16 protein-coding genes and 1 pseudogene are annotated in these 15907 nt (G+C 71.1%); 12 read left to right on the plus strand and 5 right to left on the minus strand.

The annotated features are described in order from the left end of the window. Positions 1–81: 81 nt before the first annotated feature. Positions 82–1467 (minus strand): alkaline phosphatase, encoded by a 1386-nt coding sequence (gene phoA, locus ABZU76_RS50985; RefSeq protein ID WP_354885589.1) that lies wholly within the window; start codon positions 1465–1467, stop codon positions 82–84. Positions 1468–1637: 170 nt separating this feature from the next. Between phoA and rpe the strand changes: the two genes are divergently transcribed. From rpe to ABZU76_RS51010, 5 genes are all read left to right on the plus strand, one after another. After that, entirely contained in the window at positions 1638–2324 is a 687-nt protein-coding gene (gene rpe, locus ABZU76_RS50990) for a ribulose-phosphate 3-epimerase (RefSeq protein WP_220238483.1), read from the plus strand. Between the two features lie 92 nt (positions 2325–2416). After that, positions 2417–3022 carry a riboflavin synthase gene (locus ABZU76_RS50995; RefSeq protein ID WP_354885620.1) on the plus strand — a complete coding sequence of 202 codons (606 nt, stop codon included), beginning with the start codon at positions 2417–2419 and terminating at the stop codon, positions 3020–3022. 90 nt (positions 3023–3112) lie between these two features. Further along, positions 3113–4390, plus strand: coding sequence for a bifunctional 3,4-dihydroxy-2-butanone-4-phosphate synthase/GTP cyclohydrolase II (locus ABZU76_RS51000; RefSeq protein WP_354885623.1), 1278 nt, complete (start codon positions 3113–3115; stop codon positions 4388–4390). Further along, complete coding sequence (ribH, locus tag ABZU76_RS51005) at positions 4380–4886, plus strand: 6,7-dimethyl-8-ribityllumazine synthase (protein WP_220238484.1); 507 nt, start codon at positions 4380–4382, stop codon at positions 4884–4886. The genes ABZU76_RS51000 and ribH overlap by 11 nt, the downstream gene beginning before the upstream one ends. 62 nt (positions 4887–4948) lie before the next feature. Further along, the gene (locus ABZU76_RS51010) at positions 4949–5344 is read left to right on the plus strand and encodes a PH domain-containing protein (protein ID WP_354885626.1); all 396 of its coding nucleotides are present in this window, start codon (positions 4949–4951) and stop codon (positions 5342–5344) included. 8 nt (positions 5345–5352) lie between these two features. Here the strand turns inward: ABZU76_RS51010 and ABZU76_RS51015 are convergent, their stop codons facing one another. Continuing rightward, positions 5353–6138 carry an exodeoxyribonuclease III gene (locus ABZU76_RS51015; protein WP_354885593.1) on the minus strand — a complete coding sequence of 262 codons (786 nt, stop codon included), beginning with the start codon at positions 6136–6138 and terminating at the stop codon, positions 5353–5355. A gap of 76 nt (positions 6139–6214) precedes the next feature. Next, the gene (locus ABZU76_RS51020; RefSeq protein WP_354885596.1) at positions 6215–6931 is read right to left on the minus strand and encodes a trypsin-like serine protease; all 717 of its coding nucleotides are present in this window, start codon (positions 6929–6931) and stop codon (positions 6215–6217) included. A gap of 243 nt (positions 6932–7174) precedes the next feature. Between ABZU76_RS51020 and uvrC the strand changes: the two genes are divergently transcribed. From uvrC to whiA, 4 genes are read left to right on the plus strand one after another with little or no spacing between them, the layout of a single operon-like run. Beyond that, the gene (gene uvrC, locus ABZU76_RS51025) at positions 7175–9214 is read left to right on the plus strand and encodes an excinuclease ABC subunit UvrC (RefSeq protein ID WP_354885599.1); all 2040 of its coding nucleotides are present in this window, start codon (positions 7175–7177) and stop codon (positions 9212–9214) included. 50 nt (positions 9215–9264) lie between these two features. After that, complete coding sequence (rapZ, locus tag ABZU76_RS51030) at positions 9265–10122, plus strand: RNase adapter RapZ (protein WP_220247526.1); 858 nt, start codon at positions 9265–9267, stop codon at positions 10120–10122. After that, positions 10109–11095, plus strand: a complete 987-nt coding sequence (yvcK, locus tag ABZU76_RS51035) for a uridine diphosphate-N-acetylglucosamine-binding protein YvcK (RefSeq protein ID WP_354885602.1) — start codon at positions 10109–10111, stop codon at positions 11093–11095. Before rapZ ends, yvcK begins: the two co-directional genes overlap by 14 nt. 36 nt (positions 11096–11131) lie before the next feature. After that, positions 11132–12124 (plus strand): DNA-binding protein WhiA, encoded by a 993-nt coding sequence (gene whiA, locus ABZU76_RS51040; RefSeq protein ID WP_354885605.1) that lies wholly within the window; start codon positions 11132–11134, stop codon positions 12122–12124. Here the strand turns inward: whiA and ABZU76_RS51045 are convergent. Next, a complete protein-coding gene (locus ABZU76_RS51045; RefSeq protein ID WP_354885608.1) occupies positions 12121–13008 on the minus strand; it encodes a hypothetical protein in 888 nt (295 codons plus the stop codon). The genes whiA and ABZU76_RS51045 overlap by 4 nt on opposite strands. Before the next feature lie 85 nt (positions 13009–13093). On the opposite strand from ABZU76_RS51045, the gene ABZU76_RS51050 reads away from it, so the two are divergent. Together ABZU76_RS51050 and ABZU76_RS51055 are read left to right on the plus strand one after the other, a co-directional pair. After that, positions 13094–13720 (plus strand): hypothetical protein, encoded by a 627-nt coding sequence (locus tag ABZU76_RS51050; protein WP_354885611.1) that lies wholly within the window; start codon positions 13094–13096, stop codon positions 13718–13720. A 226-nt stretch (positions 13721–13946) separates the two neighbouring features. Further along, positions 13947–14114, plus strand: a pseudogene (locus ABZU76_RS51055) (hypothetical protein); the annotation flags it as partial. 54 nt (positions 14115–14168) lie between these two features. On the opposite strand, the gene ABZU76_RS51060 reads toward ABZU76_RS51055, so the two are convergent. Continuing rightward, positions 14169–15131 (minus strand): sterol desaturase family protein, encoded by a 963-nt coding sequence (locus ABZU76_RS51060; RefSeq protein ID WP_354885614.1) that lies wholly within the window; start codon positions 15129–15131, stop codon positions 14169–14171. A 71-nt stretch (positions 15132–15202) separates the two neighbouring features. On the opposite strand from ABZU76_RS51060, the gene ABZU76_RS51065 reads away from it, so the two are divergent. Then, positions 15203–15811, plus strand: coding sequence for a TetR/AcrR family transcriptional regulator (locus ABZU76_RS51065; protein WP_354885617.1), 609 nt, complete (start codon positions 15203–15205; stop codon positions 15809–15811). Positions 15812–15907: the final 96 nt, after the last annotated feature.

Consider the following 15907-nt stretch of genomic DNA (forward strand, 5'->3'; position numbering starts at 1 on the left):
TCCTTCCGGCCCCCACACCCCCCCCAACGCCACATTGGGTGCGCTCAACGCAACCAACGCCACATTGGGGCGCTGGGCAGGTCAGCGCAGGTGCAGCGCACGCTTCAGCGTCGAGAACACGTCGGTCTGGTTGGTCAGCCCGACGATGTTCGCGGCCTGCGGCCCGTAGCCCGCGATGCGGACCTGGGTGCCGGTGTGCGACTGCGAGCCGCCCGTCTCGGCGGTGCCGTAGGCGATCGTCATGTTCGAGCCCTCGTTGGTGACCAGCGTCGCGGTGAGGCCCGGGGTAGCGGTGGGCTCCACGATCTGGCTGCTGTGGCCGTGGTCGGCCGTCACGAGCACGAGGGTGTCGCGGTGGCTGCGGGCGTACGCGAGGCCCGCGGCGATCGCGGAGTCGAAGTCGACCGTCTCGCCGATCTGGCCGCACGGGTCGGCCGCGTGGTCCTGCTTGTCGATGCTGGCGCCCTCGACCTGCAGGAAGAAGCCCTTGTCGCTGTGGCGGTCGTCGAGCAGCTCGATCGCCTTGCGGGTCTGGTCGGCCAGCTTCGGCTGGGTCTTCGGCAGCGCCGGGTTCGAGGTGCAGCGGGCCGGCTGGGTGCCGCCGTGGACCGCGGCCGGGCCGGTCCAGTTCACCGGCATGTTGTTCGCGGCGAACAGGCCGAGAACCGGCTTGTCCTTCTTCGCCTTCGCCAGGTCGGCGGCGGTATTGACGACGTTGTAGCCGGCCGCCTTCGCCTGGTCCAGCACGGTCTTGCCCTTGAACTTGCCGGCCGTCACCTTCTGGTCGAAGAAGGCCGCGCCGCCGCCGAGCAGGACGTCGGGGCGGGTCTGCACCAGCTGCTCGGAGATCGAGCCGGCGCCACCGTTCTCCTTGGCGTTCTGCGCGCACTTGGCCGTCGTCTCGACCGGGCCCTTGCAGTCGCGGCTGACGACGTGCGAGCCGAGCACGGCCGGGGTCGCGTCCTGGACCTCGGCGGTCGTGACGTCACCGGTGCGCAGGCCGCCGCGCTTGGCCAGCTCGAGGATCGTCGGCACGGGGTTGCCGTACGCGTCGACCGAGATCGCGCCGTTGTAGGTCTTGGTGCCGGTGGCCCAGCCGGTGCCGGACGCGGCCGAATCGGTCACGTAGTTCGGCTTGCCGGGGTTGTTCTGCTCCACGGCGTACGTGGTGTAGTCGCCGGTCAGCGGCAGCTCGTCCATCGCGAGCCGCCCGGCCGCGCCGCGCTCGTAGTTGCGCGCCGCCGTGATCTCCGACTGGCCCATGCCGTCGCCGATGAACAGGATCACGTTGCGCGCGGTGCCGCCCTGGATCGCGTTGCGGACGTCCTGCGTGCGGTCACCCGCGGAGGCCGTGCGCGACGTCGCGGTGTCCGAAGTCGCCAGGGCGACCGGGGCCGCGGCGATCAGCGCGGCGCCGAGCGCGCCCGCGGTCAGCCACTTGCGGCGGCCGGCGAAGAGCGTTCTCATGCAGTTTCTCCTCGGATGGGGATTAATCCGGAAATTCCGGCACGGGCTATTAGTCCGTGTGCATGTGTTCCGCGTGCATCATCCGGATGATCGATGGATGTCCGAAAAGAGAACACCGGGCCGCCGCAGCCGGTTCACGACGGTTAACAGGCCCGACCTAGACTCGGGGCGTGGCCGATCGACCCCTCATCGCACCCAGCATCCTGTCCGCGGACTTCGCCCGGCTCGGCGAGGAGATCGCGGCGATCGCGCACCCGGGGGAGACCCGCGCCGACTGGGTCCACGTGGACGTGATGGACGCGCACTTCGTGCCCAACCTGACACTAGGGCTGCCCGTGGTCGAGGCGCTGCTGAAGTCCACCGACGTGCCGATCGACTGCCACCTGATGATCGACGACCCGGACCGCTGGGCGATCGGGTACGCCGAGGCCGGCGCCTACAACGTCACGGTCCACGTGGAAGCCGCGAACGACCCGGTGAAGCTCGCGAAGGACCTGCGCGCGGCCGGGGCGAAGGCCGGCTTGTCGGTGAAGCCCGGCACTCCGATCGAGCCCTACCTCGAGACCCTCAAGCACTACGACACGCTGCTCGTGATGTCCGTGGAGCCCGGGTTCGGCGGCCAGTCGTTCATCCCCGACGTGCTGGAGAAGGTGCGCACCGCGCGCCGCCTCGTCGACACCGGCCACCTCAAGCTCGTGGTCGAGATCGACGGCGGGATCAACGCCGAGACCATCGAGCAGGCCGCCGAAGCCGGCGTCGACTGCTTCGTCGCCGGGTCCGCCGTCTACGGAGCGGACAACCCGGGCCTGGCGGTCGCGGCGCTGCGTGAACAGGCCGCGCGCCACCGCGCGAACTGACCCCGCGCCCGGGGAAGCACCGGGGTACGGGCGGGTGTTGGATGGAGGGATCACCGGGTTCGGACGGTGACGGCGGCGAGGAGGCAGCAGCAGTGTTCACCGGGATAGTCGAGGAGATCGGCGAAGTCACCGCGGTCGAGCAGGGCACCAACATGGCGCGGCTCACGGTGCGTGGCCCCTTGGTCACGTCCGACGCGAACCACGGCGACTCGATCGCCGTCAGCGGGGTGTGCCTGACGGTCGTGGCCGTCTCGGAGGGTGGGTTCACCGTGGATGTGGTGAACGAGACACTCGCGCGCTCCAGCCTCGCCAAGGTGGCCGTGGGCGACGCCGTGAACCTCGAGCGCGCCACCCCCGCGGGCGGCCGCCTCGGCGGGCACATCATGCAGGGCCACGTCGACGGCACGGGCGTCTTCCTGTCCCGCGACGACACGGGCGTGACCACGTTCGCCCTGCCCACGGGCCTGGGGAAGTACGTCGTCGAGAAGGGCTCGATCGCCGTCGACGGCGTGTCACTGACTGTGGCTTCGATCACCGACGAGCAGTTCTCCGTGGCGCTGATCCCCACCACGCTCGAGGCCACGACGCTGGGCCGGCGTGAGGCGGGCGACCTCGTGAACCTCGAAGTGGACGTCGTCGCGAAGTACGTCGAGAAGCTCGCGATCCCACATCTGGCCGCGAGCGCGCACAATGTCTGACGTTCGGTCCGACGGTACGAAGGAGCAGCCGTGAGCGAGACGAAGGCGGCCGAGCCGCGGACGGGCTGGACGCCCTGCGGTGCCGGCGCGGTGTTCGACGCGGACGCCATCGAGGCGGCGGTCGCAGACATTGCGGCGGGCAAAGCTGTGGTGGTGGTCGATGATGAGGATCGTGAGAACGAGGGCGATCTGATTTTCGCGGCGGAGAAGGCGACGCCGGAGTTGCTGGCGTTCATGGTGCGTTACACCTCGGGCTATGTGTGTGTCGCGTTGACGGAGGCCGAGGCGGATCGGCTGGATCTGCCGCCGATGTATCACACGAACCAGGATGTGCGCGGGACCGCGTACAGCGTGACGGTGGACGCTGCCGAGGGCATCACGACGGGTATTTCGGCGGCGGATCGTGCGCACACGATGCGGTTGCTGGCTGATCCGGCTGCGTCGGCGAAGGACTTCCGCCGCCCCGGGCATGTGGTGCCGCTGCGCGCGAAGGAGGGTGGCGTGTTGCGGCGCCCGGGTCACACCGAGGCTGCGGTGGACCTGGCCCGCATGGCCGGGCTCAACCCGGCTGGGGTCCTGTGCGAGATCGTGTCGCAGAAGGACGAGGGTGACATGGCTCGCCGCGACGAGCTGGAGGTTTTCGCCGCAGATCATGACCTTCGGGTGATCACGATCGCCGATCTGATCGCTTACCGCCGTCGCACGGAGAAGCAGGTGGAGCGGGTCGCCGAGGCCCGGATTCCGCTGGCCGCCGGGACGTTCCGCGCGGTGGGGTATGACAGTCTGCTGGACGGGATCGAGCACATCGCGTTCGTCTACGGCGAGATCGGCGATGGCGAGGACATCCTCGTGCGGGTGCACTCCGAGTGCCTGACCGGTGACGTCTTCGGCTCCCTGCGTTGCGACTGCGGGCCGCAGCTCGAAGCCGCGCTGCAGGCCGTGGCCGGCGAAGGCCGCGGCGTCGTCCTCTACATCCGCGGCCACGAGGGCCGCGGCATCGGGCTGCTGCACAAGCTGCAGGCCTACCAGCTACAGGACGCCGGCGCGGACACCGTCGACGCGAACCTCGCGCTCGGCGTCCCGGCCGACGCCCGCGACTACGGCACCGGCGCCCAGATCCTGTGCGACCTTGGCGTGCGGTCGATGCGGCTGCTCACGAACAACCCGGCCAAGCGCGTCGGTCTCGAGGGGTACGGCCTGCGGGTCACCGGCCGTGTGCCACTGCCCATCTCGCCCAACCCCGAGAACCTGCGGTACCTGCGCACCAAGCGTGACCGCATGGGGCACGACCTCGCGCAGCTGGAGCACTACGAACAGGTGGGTGCCGCCGACCAGGCGGAGAAGGGGACAGCACCCGATGAGCGGTGAGGGACGGCCCGAGTTCGAGCTCGACCTGAGCGACTGCAAGGCGCTGAAGCTCGGCATCGTGGCCACGCGGTGGAACGCCAACATCACCGAAAAGCTCCTGGAGCGGGCGCTGGCGGCCGCGAAGGCGGCTGAGCTCGAAGAGGAGCCGACCGTCGTGCACGTCGCCGGTGCCGTCGAGCTGCCGGTGGTCGCGCAGGCGCTGGCCCGCCACCACGACGCGGTCGTGGCGCTCGGCGTGGTGATCCGCGGCGAGACCCCGCACTTCGACTACGTGTGCGACTCGGTCACCGCCGGCCTCACGCGCGTGGCGCTCGACGAGAGCACGCCCGTCGGTAACGGCGTGCTGACGGTCAACGACGAGCAGCAGGCGCTCGACCGCTCCGGCCTGCCGGGCTCGAAGGAAGACAAGGGCTACGAGGCCACGGTCGCGGCGCTCGACTCCGCCCACGTGCTGCGCGGCCTGCGCCAGCCGTGGACCGAGCGGGGATTCGTGTGAGCCCCGCCGTGAGCGAGCAGCAGGAGACCACGCTGGTGATCCGCCCCCGGCGGGCGCTGGTGATGTGCAGCGTGCTGGCCGTGCTGCTGCTCGCCGTGTTCATCGTCGTGGCGATCCTGCTACGCAACTCCCACACCGGCGTCGTGTTCGAGAAGTCGGACCAGGCCGCGATGATCGGCATCGGCGTGCTGCTGGCGCTGGGCACGATGCTGTTCGCCAACGCCCGCGTGCGCGCGGACGCGACCGGCATCGAGGTCCGCAACGTGATCACGACCCGCCGGTTCCGGTGGAGCGACGTGCTGTCGGTCAGCTTCCCCGACGGGGCTTCGTGGGCTCGGCTGGAGCTGCCCGACGACGAGTACTTCTCCGTGATGGCAGTGCAGGCCGTCGACCGTGATCGCGCGGTCGCCGCCGTGCGCGCGCTGCGCAAGCTGCACAAGGCGGCCACGGGTTCCTGACCGACGGACTACAGCTCCAGGTCGACGACGATCGGAGCGTGGTCCGACGGGCCCTTGCCCTTGCGGGCTTCGCGGTCCACATAGGAATCGCGCACGGCCTTGGCGAACGGCTCGTTGCCGTACACGAGGTCGATGCGCATGCCGCGGTTGTTGGGGAAGTTCCCGGCGCGGTAGTCCCAGTACGTGAACGGGTGGTCGTACTTCAGCGGGCGCGGGAACACGTCCGCCAGCCCGAGGTCGCGCAGGCGGGCCAGCGCCGCGCGTTCGGGTTCGGTCACGTGGGTGGAGCCGTCGAACAGCGACCGGTCCCACACGTCGGCGTCGGTGGGAGCGACGTTGAAGTCGCCGAGCACGGCGAACGGTGTTTCCGACAGCTCTGCCAGCTCTGCCGCCACGGTGGTGCGCAAGGTTTCGAGCCATTCGAGTTTGTACGCGTAGTGCGGGTTGTCGGGCTCCCGGCCGTTGGGCACGTACACCGACCACACCCGCACGCCGCCGCACGTGGCGCCGACGGCGCGGGCTTCCGAAGCGCCTTCGAACCGCGGTTCGCCCGTGAGGCCGCGGACCACGTCGTCAAGGCCCACGCGCGAGACGATCGCGACGCCGTTCCACCGGCCGAGTCCGTAGGCGGCGACGTCGTACCCGAGCGCCTTCACCTCGTCGGCCGGGAACGCTTCGGTGGTGTTCTTGAGCTCCTGCAAGCAGAGCACGTCGGGTGCCGCGTGCTCGAGCCAGTCGAGCACGCGGGGCAGCCGCGGCACGATCGAGTTGACGTTCCAGGTCGCGATCCTCACGACCGCCAGGATAGGGGTGCGTGGCCCGGGGCACCCGGCCACGCACCCCCGCTCGGGTGTCTCGAACAAGCCCGGCTCAAACTCCCGCGGTGGTGCGGATCCACGAGCGGCTGGTGGCGACGCTCGCGTAGTTGTTGGTGCCGCGGGTGTTCGTGCCGCTCTGGTTCTGCACGGTCGACGCGACGCCGACCTGCACGCCGTTCGAGACCTCGGGGCCGCCCGAGTCGCCCTTCCACGCGGCGCCGTTGATCCCGACGCTCTGGATCGCGCGGCCGCCGTACGCGTCGGTGGAGCGGCCGGTGACCTGCACGTTGGTGACCTTCAGCGCCGACGCAGGCGGGCCGGTCGGGGTCGTGCGGCCCCAGCCGTAGAGCTGGTTGGTGCTGCCGGTGGCCGGGTCGGCGCTGCCGAGGGTGATCGGCTTGGCCGTGGTGGCCTGCGCGAGATGCAGGAGGGCGATGTCGCCGTTGGGCGACTCCTCCTCGCGGTCGACGGCGATCTTGGTGCCGCCGAAGAGAGTGTTGGTGCCCACGCGCACGTACATGCCGCTGCCGTCTTCGTCGAGGCAGTGCACGGCCGTCATCACCCAGCGCGACGCGACGACCGTGCCGGAGCAGTTGAAGCCCTGGAAGTCGCGGCCCGGGGTGTTGACGTAGACCTGGGCGCCCCAGCTGACGGCGGGCGCGGTGCTGCCGCCCACGATGTTCGTCTGCGCGGTGGCGGCGGTGCCGCCGGCCAGGGTGCACGCGACGGCGACGGCGGTGACCACGCCGGCGATACGGGTTCTGCTCACAGGGAGTTCCTTTCGGTGGGGACCGGAAGAGCCGGGTCTCGGCTGGGACGGACGGTAATCAGCGCGTCACCCGGCCGGGAACCGACGAAGGTCGCGCGTGTCCGAATCACCCGACTTCCGTCGGGGTCGGGGGCAGCGCGGTGGGCACCGGGCGGGCAAGGGTTGCGCCCTAGACGGGCACTCGATGTCCCCTGTGCACCGGGGCCTTTCAAATCTGTCGGGGCCGCGCCATAGGCTTGGGCGGTGGCTGACCCGACCACCTACCGTCCCTCGCCGGGGAGCATCCCGGACGCCCCTGGCGTGTACAAGTTCCGCGACGCCGCCAAGCGGGTCATCTACGTCGGCAAGGCCAAGAGCCTGCGCAGCAGGCTGAACTCCTACTTCGCCGACCTCATGGGCCTGCACCCGCGCACGCGCCAGATGGTCACCACGGCCGCGAGCGTCGAGTGGACCGTGGTCACCACCGAGGTCGAGGCGCTGCAGCTCGAGTACAACTGGATCAAGGAGTTCGACCCGCGGTTCAACGTCCGCTACCGCGACGACAAGAGCTACCCCGTGCTCGCGGTGACGTTGAACGAGGAGTACCCGCGCCTGCACGTCTACCGCGGGGCGCGCAAGAAGGGCGTGCGCTACTTCGGGCCGTACTCCCACGCGTGGGCGATCCGCGAGACGCTCGACCTGCTGCTGCGCGTGTTCCCGGCGCGCACGTGCTCGGCCGGCGTGTTCCGCCGCCACGGCCAGATCGGGCGGCCGTGCCTGCTCGGCTACATCGACAAGTGCTCGGCGCCGTGCGTCGGGCGGGTCAGCGCCGACGAGCACCGCGGGATCGTCGAGGACTTCTGCGACTTCCTCGCCGGCCGCACGGACGCCATGATCCGCCGCCTGGAGCAGGAGATGTCCGCGGCGTCCGACGAGCTCGAGTTCGAACGCGCCGCGCGGCTGCGCGACGACCTCGGCGCCCTGCGCCGTGCGATGGAGAAGCAGGCGGTCGTGTTCGGCGACGGCACCGACGCCGACGTGGTCGCCTTCGCCCACGACGAGCTGGAAGCGGCCGTGCAGGTGTTCCACGTGCGCGGCGGACGCGTGCGCGGGCAGCGCGGGTGGGTCATCGACAAGGCCGAGGAAATGGGCGTCCCGGACCTGGTCGACCACTTCATCACGCAGTTCTATGGCGAGGAGTCCGAGCGGGCCGCGCGCGACGGCATCGACACCGGTCCCGTCGTGCCGCGCGAGGTGATCGTGCCGGAGCTGCCCGCCGACGCCGAAGCACTGGGGGAGTGGCTCTCGGGGATGCGCGGCTCGCGGGTGCGCGTACGCGTCGCCCAGCGCGGCGACAAGAAGGCGCTCGCCGAGACGGTGGAGCGCAACGCAGCCGAAGCGTTCACCCAGCACAAGCTGCGCCGCGCCGGCGACCTCACCGCGCGCTCGGCGGCGTTGCAGGAGCTGCAGGACTTCCTCGCGCTCGACAGTGCCCCGCTGCGCATCGAATGCATCGACATCAGCCACATCCAGGGCAGCGACGTGGTCGCGTCGCTAGTGGTCTTCGAAGACGGTCTCGCACGCAAGTCCGAGTACCGCCGGTTCGCGTTGCGCGAGGCCGCGGAAGAGGGCGACGTCGCGTCGATCGCGGAGGTCGTGCGCCGCCGGTTCCACCGCTACCTCAAGGAAACCGCCGAGGACAGCCCGGCCGAGACCGGCGAAATCAGTAGCGAAATCAGTGGCGACACGACCGGCGACAGTGCCGTGGACGGCGAGGCGATCGAACCCGCCCGCCCGGGCATCGACCCGGACACGGGCCGCCCGCGCAAGTTCGCCTACCCGCCCAACCTGCTCGTGGTCGACGGCGCGGGCCCGCAGGCCACGGCGGCGGCCGACGTGCTGGCGGAGCTGGGGATCACCGACATCGCGGTGGTGGGGCTCGCGAAGCGGCTGGAGGAGGTCTGGCTGCCCGCGGACCCCGATCCGGTGATCCTGCCTCGCACGTCCGAAGGGCTGTACCTGTTGCAGCGCCTGCGTGACGAGGCCCACCGGTTCGCCATCCGCTACCACCGCGAGAAGCGGTCCAAGCGGCTGTCGGCGTCCGAATTGGACAGTGTGCCCGGGCTGGGGCAGGCTCGGCGCACCGCGCTGATCAAGCACTTCGGCTCGGTGAAGAAGCTCAAGCAAGCCAGGGTCGAGGAGATCGAGGCGGTGCCCGGCTTCGGCAGGCGCACCGCGGAGGCCGTGGTGGCGGCATTGGCCGGGGAGACCGGTGCCGGCTCGGGAGGGGACAAGGGGTCGTGATCGGGGAAGGAACCATCGTGAGTGCGCAAGAGGACAACCGGGGAACCGGGATGGAGGTCGCCGTCGTCAGCGGCCTCTCGGGAGCGGGCCGCTCTACCGCGGCGAAGTGCCTGGAGGACCTGGGCTGGTTCGTCGTGGACAACCTGCCGCCGGAGCTGATCGCCACCATGGTCGAGCTCGGCGCGCAGGCGCGCGGCGCGATCACCAAGGTGGCCGTGGTGATGGACGTGCGTTCGCGCGCGTTCACCGACGACTTGGCCTCGGTGATCAAGGACCTCGACGCGCGCGGGTACAAGCCGCGCGTGCTGTTCCTGGAGGCCACCGACGCGGTGCTGGTGCGCCGCTTCGAGGCCGTCCGCCGCGGCCACCCGATGCAGGGCGACGGCCGGCTCGCCGACGGCATCACCGCCGAGCGCAGGCTCCTCGCGCCGCTGCGCGAGGAAGCCGACCTGGTGCTCGACACCTCCGCGCTGTCGGTGCACGACCTGCGGGCGAAAATAGAGGACGCCTTCGGCTCCGAGGCGAGCACCCAGACGCGCGTGACCGTGCTGTCGTTCGGTTACAAGTACGGCCTGCCGATGGACTCCGACCTGGTGATGGACGTGCGGTTCCTGCCGAACCCGTTCTGGATTCCGGAGCTGCGCGAGCACACCGGGCTCGACGGCGAGGTCCGCAACTACGTGCTGTCGCAGGAAGGCGCGGAGGAGTTCCTCGACCGCTACCACCAGCTGCTGCGCCTGATCGGCGCCGGCTACAAGCGCGAGGGCAAGCGGTACCTCACGCTCGCCGTCGGCTGCACGGGCGGGAAGCACCGCAGCGTCGCGATCTCGGAAGAGCTCGCGCACCGACTGTCCAAGGAGGACGGAATGGCCGTGAAGGTGGTGCACCGCGACCTTGGCCGTGAGTGACGTACGCGCGGTCGCGCTTGGCGGCGGGCACGGCCTGCACGCGACGCTCACCGCGTTGCGGCGGGTCACCCGGGAAGTCACGGCGGTGGTCACCGTCGCCGACGACGGGGGCTCGTCCGGGCGCCTGCGGCGTGAGCTGGGCCTCCTGCCGCCGGGTGACCTGCGGCAGGCCTTCGCGGCCTTCGCGGCTGAAGACGGCGGCACGCTGTGGGCCGAGGTGTTCCAGCACCGCTTCGGCGGCGACGGCGCGCTGGCCGGCCACGCGGTGGGCAACCTGCTGCTGGCCGGCCTGTTCGAGGTGCTCGGCGATCCCGTGGCTGCGCTCGACGAAGCGAGCCGCCTGACGGGGATTTCCGGACGTGTCCTGCCGATGTCGCCGGAGCCGCTGGAGATCGAGGCCGAGGTGAGCGGCCTCGACAGCGAGGACCCGAGCGCGGTCCGCCGGATCCGCGGGCAGGTCGCGGTGGCGAGCACACCCGGGCAGGTGCACCGCATCAGCCTGCACCCGGTCGGGCGCCAGGCGCGGCCGCCGCAGGGCTGCCCGCAAGCGATCGAGGCCGTGCTCGGCGCCGACGTGGTGTTCCTCGGGCCGGGCTCGTGGTTCACCAGCGTCTTGCCGCACGTGCTCGTGCCGGATCTGCACGACGCGCTCGTGCGCACGAGGGCCACCAAGGTCGTGGTCCTCAACCTTGTCCCCCAGCCGGGGGAAACTGCCGGGTTCTCACCGGAGCGGCATCTCGACGTACTCTTCGAACACGCCCCCGCGCTGCGGGTCGACGCCGTGATCGCGGACCGCGATTCGGTGCCGGACCCGGCAAGTCTGCGCCGGGCGGCGCAGCGGCTGGGTGGTCGCGCCCATTTGGGGGCGGTGGCCGACCCGGTCGTGGAGGGACGGCATGATCCTGATGCGCTCGCCCGGTGCATGCGAGAGGCTCTCGGCCTCGATGGGGGACACAGCGGGCACCGTGGCTGACGGCGGGCGCGCAGCGGAAGGCAGGAGGGGCAGTACATGGCGATGACCGCCGCGGTGAAGGACGAACTGAGCAGGCTCGAGATCACGAAGGTCGGGCCACGCCGGGCGGAGGTCGCGTCGCTGCTTCGCTTCGCCGGCGGGCTGCACATCGTGGCCGGCCGCGTGGTGGTGGAGGCCGAGCTCGACACGGGTTCCGTGGCCCGGCGGCTGCGCAAGGAGATCCACGAGCTCTACGGCCACCAGTCCGACGTGCACGTGATCACCGCCAGCGGTGGCCTGCGCAAGGGCACGCGGTACGTCGTGCGCGTCGTGAAGGACGGCGAAGGCCTCGCCCGCCAGACCGGGCTGATCGACCAGCGCGGGCGGCCGGTGCGCGGCCTGCCCGCGGCCGTGGTGTCCGGCGGGGTCGCCGACGCGGAAGCCGCGTGGCGCGGCGCGTTCCTCGCCCACGGTTCGCTCACGGAACCGGGCCGCTCGTCGTCGCTGGAAGTCACGTGCCCGGGCCCGGAAGCGGCGCTGGCTCTGGTCGGCGCGGCCCGGCGAATGGGCATCCAGGCGAAGTCGCGCGAGGTCCGCGGCGCCGACCGGGTCGTGGTGCGCGACGGGGACGCCATCGGCGCGCTGCTGACGCGCCTCGGCGCCCACTCGAGCGTGCTGCAGTGGGAGGAACGGCGGATGCGCCGTGAGGTGCGCGCCACAGCCAACCGCCTCGCCAACTTCGACGACGCCAACCTCCGCCGCTCGGCCCGCGCGGCCGTCGCGGCGGCTGCCCGCGTCGAACGCGCCCTGGACATCCTCGGCGACACCGCCCCCGACCACCTCCTGGCGGCCGGCAAGCTGCGGCTGTCCAACCGGCAGGCGTCGCTGGAGGAGCTCGGCCAGCTGTCCGACCCGCAGATGACGAAGGACGCGGTCGCCGGCCGCATCCGGCGCTTGCTCGCGATGGCGGACAAGCGGGCGAAGGACCTGAACATCCCGGACACGGAGTCCGCGGTGACCCCGGAGATGCTGGAGGACGAGGAAGCCTAGGCCGTTCCCGGCGGCGGTGGGGTTCGGAGTCGGGGCCGGGGCAGCTTGAGTTCGGTCACCAGCGCGCGCAGCCACGGCTGTGCGATCGCCGGTTCCTTCACGATCTCGCGCACCATCCGGTCCCGCACCTCGGCCGTCCGTCCCGCCGCGACGACCGCCAGCGCTTCGGCAAGGGCTTCGCGCGCTTTGTCGTCGTGCTGCGGCGCGCGGGCGTCTTCGGCGCCCCAGCGCTCGCGCGTGAACGAGCGCGTGAGTTTCGGTTGCCAGTTGCCGAAGTAGCTCCAGACGTTGGCGTCGAGGGAGACGTTGCGGACGGCGCCGGCGGGCAGGCCGGCGGTCCAGCCCGCGTGCTGGTGCCAGCGCCAGGTCTTGGGGCTCGTCGCGCGGCGCAACGTGATGCCGAGGAACCGCAGGCGCCGCCGGACTTGCGGCCACGCGGCTCCGTCGTCTTCCGCCCACTGCCGAAGGATGCCGGTCAGGCACCCGAACGTGCCACCGGACGAGACGAGGTCCGTGAACACCACCGGCGGCCCACCATCCGCGAGCGCCGCCGGGGAGAGTCCGGCGTCGGCGAGGTTGGCGCGCAGCTGGGCCGTTTCACCGGGCCGCATCGATCCGAGCAAGGAATTGTCGACCATCCCCAACGACAATGGCAGCAGGCGCAGCCGGCTCCGGTCGGTGAGGGCGCCGCTCAACAGGTCGTACACGCTGTCCCCGGACCGCCCGACGAAGTACAGATCCCCGTCCTCGCTGCGAGCCAGCACCTTCGCCGCGCACGCCGTGAGCTCGTCCAGGAACCACAACACGGGCGCCCCGGTGGGCAGGCTCCCGAGCTGGTCCGGGCGCACGAGATCCCAGCGATGCGGGCGATTCGGTTCGGTCACCCCTCCAGAACACCATGCGGCGCAACCGAATTCGCCCGCGAAAACCGGTTGCGAGTCGACAGTGGACTGCGAGATCCTCACGCCTGTGTCGCTCTACGACTACTATCCGGCCGGCTTGCCCTGGGTCGAGGTCGACCCCGCGAAGCACCCGTTCGACGCCGAAGCCGCGGCCGGGATCATCGCGTCGGTTCCGTGGGCGGCGGGCGACGACTGGACCGAAGGCGTGCTGGCCGCCCTCGACCGGCAGCTCGGCTCGTGGACCCGCGGCTGGGCGTGGGCCCGCGACGAAGGGGGTTTCGGCGGCGGGCCGGTGGGTTCGTGGTGCTGTGGCGCGCATTCCGTGACCACGTCGGCCGAAACGTCGGCGCGGGCCCTCGCCGCGCTGCGCGAATGGCGCGGCTGGCTGGAGCGGCTCGCCGACCTGTTCGCCACGCACACCCTCCCGGCCGGTTCCGCTGAGGAGCGGCTCGCCGCATGGGAGCGCGTCGTGCCGGTGCTCGTGGAAGAAGTCGTGGACCGGACCGGCGCGGGTGACGCGTGGTACCGCCACTGCGCGCAGGTGCTGGAGTGGTTCCTGGCCTCCCACGGGATCGCCGACGTGCGGCTCGTGGAGGAAGCCATCGGCGGCCGATTCGAGTCGTGGATCGCGCCCGAGGAGACCCAGGTCGCCGACCTCGCGCGGCGGATCGCGGCCGCCGACCCGCGTGCGTGACGATCTGCGGACCTGGCTCACGGTCCGCGCCGGTGTCGCCTGGGACGAGGTCCCCGACGTCACACCGCGGACCGGGGCCGATGACGGCGTGGCCGAGTTCGTCGACACGATCGTTCGCCGTCGCGACGAGCAGCGGGCCGAGCGGCTGCTGGCCGCGCTCGCCCAGGTGCGGGCCGACGCCGGCCGCCCCCTCACGTTCGACCTCCTCGCAGGCTGGCAGGAGCTCGTGCTCGGCGAACCGGCCGCGTTCCGCACCACCACCGCGTTCGCCAAGGGCGGCCGGGAACGCTACGGCCCCACCACCCCCGAGGAGTTCGACGCGCACCTCGCCGACGCCCACGGCACGGCTCCGTTGCCGGCGCGCGTGGCGCGGGCGTACCTCGACGTGTGCTTCTTCCACCCGTTTCCCGACGGCAATGGCCGAGCGGCGATGCTCGCCGCGTACCACCTACTGACGAGCGACGGCGTGACCCTCGACCGGGCCGGTCCGCTGTTCGTGATCAGCCGCCGCGCGGACGACGCGGCCGGGGCGGCCGGGCTCGCCCGGCTCGTCGGCAAGCTCGTGGCGGGGTGACCAGCCCGGCGGGCCGACCACGTACCCCGCCCGGTCCCGCCAACCCTGCGCACCACGAAGGTCGCGCAGGATCGAGCCGTACTCGTGGAACCCGACCTTCAGCAGGTTGTGTGTGTCGATGTTCGTGGTCAGTCCGTAGGTCGGCCGCTTGCCCTCGGGGACGAAGCTGCGGAAGAGCCGGTCCCAGACGATCAGGATCCCGCCGTAGTTCGCGTCGAGGTACTCGGCGTCGCTGCCGTGGTGGACGCGGTGGTGCGACGGGGTGTTGAAGACGTACTCGAACCAGCGCGGCAGCTTCTGCACCTTCTCCGTGTGCACGAAGAACTGGTACACGAGGTCGATCGACAGGCCGGTGAGGATCATCCACGGCGGGATCCCGCACAGCGCGAGCACGGACCAGAACGGCAGCTGGAAGTACGGGGTCCACTTCTGCCGCAGCGCCGTCGAGAAGTTGTAGTGCTCGCTGGAGTGGTGCACCTGGTGCCCGGCCCACAGCAGCCGCACGCGGTGGCTCGCGCGGTGGTAGGCGTAGAACACGAGCTCCTGGCCCAGCAGCATCAGCGCCCACGTCCACCAGTCGCGCGGGTCGAACTTCACCGGCGCCAGCTCGAAGAGCACGGCGAAGACCACCAGCATCACGAGCCGGAACAGCGCGTTCACGCCCAGCGCGACCGTGCCCATCAGCATGCTCGTGCGGGTGTCGGCGGGGCGGTAGCCGACCACGTCGTCGTCGTGGCCGAGCACGTGCACCGCGACGATCTCGACGGCCACGAACAGCAGGAACACCGGGATCGCGTACAGCACCGGGTCACGCAGGTGCGCCAGGAAGTCGGCCACGTCGTCTCCTCCCGAACGGAACTAACTCTAAGGTAACTTACCCAAGGGTCATTTACGGTAGGCTCAACCCTGTGACAGGGTCAAGGGCCGCCGGGACGAAGGGTGTGCCGCGCGGCGAGCGCGAGTCGCAGATCCTCGTGGCGGGCACCGAGGAGTTCGGCCGGGCGGGGTACGCGGGCGCGTCGATGGTGGAGATCGCGCGCCGCGTGGGTGTCACGAAACCCTTGCTGTACCAGTACTTCGGCTCGAAGGAAGGCCTGTACCTCGCGTGCCTGCACCGCGCGGGGGGCCGGTTGACGGACGGCGTGGCCGAGACCATGGCGGCCGGCGGCGACCCGGAGCGCATGCCGCTCGCGGTGCTGGCGGCGATCTTCGCGACGTTCGACCACGACCGCTACGCGTGGAAGCTCCTGCGCGACCCGACGGTGCCCGCGACGGGCGACATCGCCGCCGCGGCCGGCGACTACCGCGAACGCCTCGACGTGTTCGCCCTCGTCGGCGCCGGTCAGCTGCTGGGTTCGCGCGGGCCGTCGGACGCGCTGGACGTCGAGGCTCTCGCCCACGTCTGGACCGGTGTCGTGGACTCGCTGATCAGCTGGTGGATCGACCGGCCCGGCGAAACCGCCGCGGCGATGACCGACCGCTGCGCTCGCGTGATGGCCGCGCTCTTCGGCTGGTGACCAGTCCGCTGTGGACACCCGCGGACACCGGCGCGGGGGGGGGGGGACCGCCGCCCACCCCGCGAGCCCCCCCACGGCGCGCGGGGGGGGGACGGG

Source organism: Amycolatopsis sp. NPDC005232 (assembly GCF_040607795.1).
In the GTDB taxonomy this organism is placed as follows: Bacteria; Actinomycetota; Actinomycetes; order Mycobacteriales; family Pseudonocardiaceae; genus Amycolatopsis.